The sequence below is a fragment of the Streptococcus sp. 959 genome (assembly GCF_013277075.1).
Lineage (GTDB): Bacteria > Bacillota > Bacilli > Lactobacillales > Streptococcaceae > Streptococcus > Streptococcus pseudopneumoniae_C.
In genome coordinates this window covers 134,476-140,566 of the sequence record NZ_VMMF01000003.1, presented here as the reverse complement: position 1 = coordinate 140,566, position 6,091 = coordinate 134,476, and the positions used below count along the sequence as shown (strand labels likewise).

Here is a 6,091-nt window from a genome sequence, read left to right as displayed (position 1 = left end):
TGAACTTCTGGTTCCCCTTTTTCAGTCACAACTGCTTCTGGTAATGTCGGTTGAACTTCCGGCTCACCTTTTTCAGTTACAACAGCTTCTGGTAAGACTGGTTGAACTTCTGGTTCTCCTTTTTCAGTCACAACTGCTTCGGGTAAGGCTGGTTGAACCTCAGGTTCTACCAGATTACCACCAACTGGTGCTGTATATTCTGGTTTCTCTGCTTTAGGTGCTTCGTCTGGAGCCATACCTACAGGCTCAGTGTATGCTGGCTTCTCATACTTAGGAGCAACGTCAGGGACTGTGCCTACTGGAGCAGTGTACTCTGACTTCTCAGCTTTAGGTGCTTCGTCAGGCACTGTACCCACAGGTTGAGTGTACTCTGGTTTCTCAGCCTTAGGCGCTTCGTCAGGCACTGTACCCACAGGTTGAGTGTACTCTGGTTTCTCAGCTTTAGGCGCTTCGTCAGGAACCATACCCACAGGATCAGTGTACTCAGGTTTGTCTGCTTTAGGCGCTTCGTCAGGAACCATACCCACAGGATCAGTGTACTCAGGTTTGTCTGCTTTAGGCGCTTCGTCAGGCACTGTGCCTATCGGTTCAGTATATTCTGGTTTTTCATGAACTTCAGGCTCAACCAGATTACCACCAACTGGTGCTGTATGTTCTGGTTTCTCTACCTTAGGAGCCTCATCTGGAACTGTACCTACTGGAGCAGTGTACTCTGGTTTGTCTGCTTTAGGCGCTTCATTAGGGATACTTTCCTGAGTTTCAGATACTAGAACATTCTTTGTCCCCTCATCCTTATGTTGAATTTCTGAAATTGTATCATCATCAAGGGGTAAGTATCCAATATAACGATATCCAGCAATTTGAACTACTCCTTCATTACTTGGAGCTTTCAAAGGATTGCTTATATCGAGAGCTTGCATACTAGAAAGACTAATCAGTCCGATAGTAGTAACTAAGAACAAACTACTAACTTTTTTCTTTTTATAAACCAAAAGGACTAAACTACCAACAGCTAATAGACCTAAAGCTGTAAGCACAGAAGTCGATGAACCTGTTGCAGGAAGAGCTTCCTGCTGATAAATAAGAGCATAACTTGCTTCATTATCAGTAGGAATTCCTGCTTTAATCTTAGTTTGTTCTTCTTGTGTAAGAGCGCTTTTTTCAATGTAATGATAGGTAGAAGCATGGATGACTGACGGTGCAACCAAGACACTTCCGAGTAACACCGAACCAACAATCCCACAGATTTTTCGTATCGAAAACCGTTCTTTTTTAAATAATGACAATCGTAATCACCTTCTTTAATTTTATTTCCTAATAGTAAACACTATTTTTTATTCTTAAAAATTGAACTTCTAAAATCATCAGTTTGATTTAGATAGGCCTTAAACACTGCTCTCTTTAACTTATGAACTGCACTATCATATTCTGGATTATAGTTGTCCCAAGAATAACGATTCTCATCTGCATCCTTACGGACAGCTTCGTCCATTAATCGCTGCAGTTCTTCTACACTATGAATCGTCTTTCTTGCAAAACTTGCCCAAGATTTAGTTGGATCGTTGAAGGTAACCTGCTTCAAGTTCCCAAACTGCTTCACACGTTCTTGATACATAGCTGTCTTGAATTCTGCCCAAGTTTTATATTGACCGTTAAATACTTTTTGAAGGACAAGTTCATCTGTAACTAAACCTACTTCTTTACCATAAGACTTAATCTTACTTCCCGCCGTTTTTGCATCTTTTTCATATTGATTTGAGATATATGGTACCATTCCATCCTTAAAGCCTTTGGCAGCCAGAAGTTCATAAGCTATTCTACGTCCCATCAAATCACCCGGAGTTCCCTTGCTGCTCAGAGCCGAATAGATTGGGGCAAAGAGTTTAATCGTATAGTAGCCATTTCGTTCATATTCCCCAGACTTATATTCACGAGCTGACAAGATATTATTTGTAATCAAACTATCAAAAGTAGTCAATTTTTTGGCATCTTCTTCTGTCAGATTTTGTACAACGTTAGTAGCGTAAACATCATTTCCATCTGCAGGATCTTTTACGTATTTATTCTCGATTTTTCTCAGGGCCGTCATTTTCTGATAAGCATCTAACTGTTTCACGATAGATTGCCCTTCGAGATATTCCAACATGTAAACGACATCAAACATATTGTGGACGTAGTTCTGAAGATCTGCTGCGTTATTAAATCTTGTAGTTGGATCAAGTACTTGTAATCGCTGGCCTTCTGTACTATCTGATATTTTATGTTTCAAGATAGAGTTGATGGTAATAGTTGCATCACTTGGTTGGTCAGGAGCTTGCAATAAGCCTTTTGCGAAGAACTCAGGTCCCAAGCCACTTCTTCGACCATAGCCACCAAGGTAAATATCCTGATCTGAATCATGGGTCATCTCATGAGTATAAGTAATGGCTCCATCCTTATCTAACATACGATAGGACATATAGTAAACGCCATCTCCAGTTGCATAAGCACCATGATGATTGTGAACTACTTTATTACCCACTGGACCAAAGAAATTCTTCATCGCCGGATTGGTACTATCAAACTGAGCCTCAACTGTAGCTTTTCCAGAGGTTCTATCATCTCCAAACTTATAGGCATCATAAAGTAGAATTGTACGATAGAGTTTTTCACGTCCTTCTTTATCTAAAATGCGATACCAATAATCGTAGTGATCTCGTTGACGTTTAGCTGTCTCACGCGCATTTTCTTCAACGAAATTATCGAGTTCCTCGCCCGCTTTATGCTCATTATTGCGGTAGCGATCATAAGCTCCAAATCCTAGACTAGACATGGTCGAGATGACAAAGACTGATTTCTCCGGCAAGGTTAGGAGCGGCAAGACCATATTGCGGTATTTCCATGTGGCACTAGTGATACGGTCGTAGACACCAATAGAATACTTGGTACCAGCCTGTCCTTGTTTTGTTTTCACCTCTTCAATATTAGATTTTTCTTCGACGATGTAAGCCTTAGTTTGTGATTTAAACCAGTCATTGTTGCTTGTATTTGGTAGAAAGACTTTGCGGTAAGTTTCAAGCGTGCTAAACAAATCTGTCGTTCCATGATGGCTGGCAAGACTGATAGCATAAGTATCAACATTGTTTTTAGCAAGAAGATTGTTAAAGCCAGATTTACCTAACTCAATCAGAGTATCTAGTGGTGAAGTATTTCCTTTACCAAAGAAGTCCGGATGATACATAACTAGGTCTTTGACATTCACTTGACCATAGCTAAAGTTATACCAACGTTCTAAATAAGTTAAACCGAGTAGTAAGGCTTCCTTATTGTTCTTGATTTTATCTACAAGATAGCCTCTGGTAACTGGGTTGTCACCAGCAAGTCCAGCATCTGCTGACAAGAGTTTTTTCAAACTGTTTGCCAAATTTTGTTTTGTTTTGACGAACTGGTCTTCCAGATAGAGCTCAGTTTGCTTGACATCTGGAGAAATTCCGAGTGTCTTTCTGATAGCATCCGACTTATAGTCAACCTTTTGTAAGTCAGGTAAGACTTGCTTAATGATAGAGTCTTGGTCATACAAGAATTGATTTGGAGTGTAGAGGAGTCCTGTATCCCCTAAGCTATATTCTGCCAACTTAGCAAAATCAGTCTGGTATCTGAGATCGAGCTTCTCAGATGAATGGTCATGATAGTGAAGCAAGAGCTTATTTGCAGTCTGTTTGTTAGAAACAATATCTGTGATTACTTGGTCATCCTTCATCATAACTGCGGACAAGAGTTCTTTTTGATATAAGAGACTGTTCTCCTTGACCAGGTTTCCGTATTTCACGATGGTCGCCTTGTTATAGAAAGGTAACAATTTTTCAATGTTCTTATAAACCAAAGCACGGTTAGCTTGATAATGCTTCACCTTAGAAAAATCACTTTCTTTACTACCACTTGTTGAAAGGGGCTCCACTGTTGGAGGAGTGAGAGGATTGATTTCTGCTTTTTTATTAGTCACTTCAGAAGCATCTAGCATTGTTCCTCTTTCTTCAAAGGATTCTTTGCTGATGACTTCATCCCTAACCAAGGTGACATTGTATACTCTGTTCGCCTTGCTGCTGAATGTATCCTTCACCTTCATTCCATTGTAGTGGTAACCGGTAATAGCATTCCCGTTGGTTACATTGACATCACTTAGTACATTGGTCAAGCTTCCAGCATGCTGTTCCTCATTCGTCTTTCGATCCCACAAATATCCAGCCACACCCGCAACTCTACCAAAGTGCTTGACATTGTTGATATCACCTTCAGCATAGCTATCCTGTATATGCGCATCTTGGTCTACAAGACCTGCTAGCCCACCAACAGTCTGATCTGAACTATTGGTGTTTGACGAAATGGTTACTGTCGCTTTAGATTTAGCAATAGACGCATTTTTTCCTGTTAAATGACCGACCAGACCGCCAATATTGTAGGCAGCAGTTGTTTCATAGGTATTGATAATTCTTCCCTTGAAACTGCTCTCTGTGATGCTTGATTGGTCTGCCTTAGCAAGCAATCCACCGATACCACGTTCTCCAGCCAGAACACCATCGACATGAACTTGTTTAATCTTTGTGTTATTCTGAGCTTCATTTGCCAGTGAACCAATATCATTTTTCCCTGAAATAGCAACATTTTTTAGACTCAGTTTTTCTACTGTAGCACCATTCAAGTTTTCAAACAGAGGTTTTTTCAAATTATAGATAGCATACTTCTTACCATCTTTTTCTCCAATCAAATGACCAGTAAAGGTTCCCTTGATATAGGATTTATCATCAGGACCAAGCTCCACTTCGTTAGCATTCAGGCTAGCTGCTAAATGATAGGTTCCAGAGAGATTTTGGTTTATAGCTTTGACCAGATTACTAAAGGAAGTAAAGTTTGTATTTTCCTCTTTAGACTTCTTATCGAGGTAGAAGGTGAAATGGTCGACATATTTATTGTTCTGCTCTTGCTGGAGTTTCTCAGCCTTAGCTGTAATTTTATAAACTGGCTGACCATTTCTTTCCTCTTCAGTTATTGAGGCGACTGGTAGATAGACATCTTTAAATGCCGAAGATTTTACCTTGACAAAGTAATTATCCGTATTCTTTGGAATTCCATCCAATAAGATATGTTGTTTATAATTCCCATTCGTCTGGCTGTACAACTCAATATCCGAAACATTTCTTAATTCGAGTGTTTTTTCTGGATCTGTTTCTTTCGGCTTCTCAATCGGAGTTTCAGGTTTTAATTGCTCAATATTCCCCTTATATTCAGGAAGTGGGGCTACCTGTTCAGGCTCACCTTTGTCACTGACTACAGCTTCTGGCAACGCTGGGTGAACCTCTGGTTCGCCTTTGTCAGTAACAACTGCTTCAGGTAACGCTGGTTGAACTTCAGGCTCACCTTTGGCGCTTACAACAGCTTCTGGTAACTCTGGATGAACTTCAGGTTCACCTTTGTCAGTTACAACGGCTTCTGGCAATTCTGGATGAACTTCAGGTTCACCTTTATCAGTTACAACCGCTTCGGGTAATTCAGGTTGAACTTCAGGTTCACCTTTAGCACTTACAACTGCTTCGGGTAATGCAGGCTGAACTGCGGGTTCACCCTTATCAGTCACGACTGCTTCGGGTAACGTTGGTTGAACTGCAGGTTCACCTTTGTCAGTTACAACAGCTTCGGGTAAGGCGGGTTGGACTGCAGCCTCCCCTTTATCGGTAACAACTGCTTCTGGCAATTCAGGCTGAACTGCGGGTTCACCCTTATCAGTCACGACTGCTTCGGGTAACGTTGGTTGAACTGCAGGTTCACCTTTGTCAGTTACAACAGCTTCGGGTAAGGCGGGTTGGACTTCCGGCTCACCTTTGTCAGTCACAACTGCTTCTGGCAACTCTGGGTGAACTTCTGGTTCACCTTTATCACTTACAACTGCTTCGGGTAAGGCGGGTTGAACTGCGGGCTCACCTTTGGCGCTTGCCATAGCTTCTGGCAATTCAGGTTGAACTGCGGGCTCACCTTTAGCACTTACTACTGCTTCCGGTAAAGCGGATTGGACAGCGGGTTCACCTTTAGCACTTACTACTGCTTCGGGTAAGGCGGG

2 protein-coding genes are annotated in these 6,091 nt (G+C 41.4%); both read right to left on the bottom strand.

Annotated elements, in window-relative coordinates; genetic code table 11:
• Nucleotides 1-1,286, bottom strand: a 1,286-nt coding sequence (locus HT717_RS10020) for an SIALI-17 repeat-containing surface protein (RefSeq protein WP_173304203.1), incomplete at its 3' end; no start/stop codon positions are given.
• 41 nt (nucleotides 1,287-1,327) lie between these two features.
• Nucleotides 1,328-6,091 (bottom strand): ZmpA/ZmpB/ZmpC family metallo-endopeptidase (locus HT717_RS01450; RefSeq protein ID WP_240149496.1); only part of this gene is annotated, 4,764 nt, incomplete at its 5' end.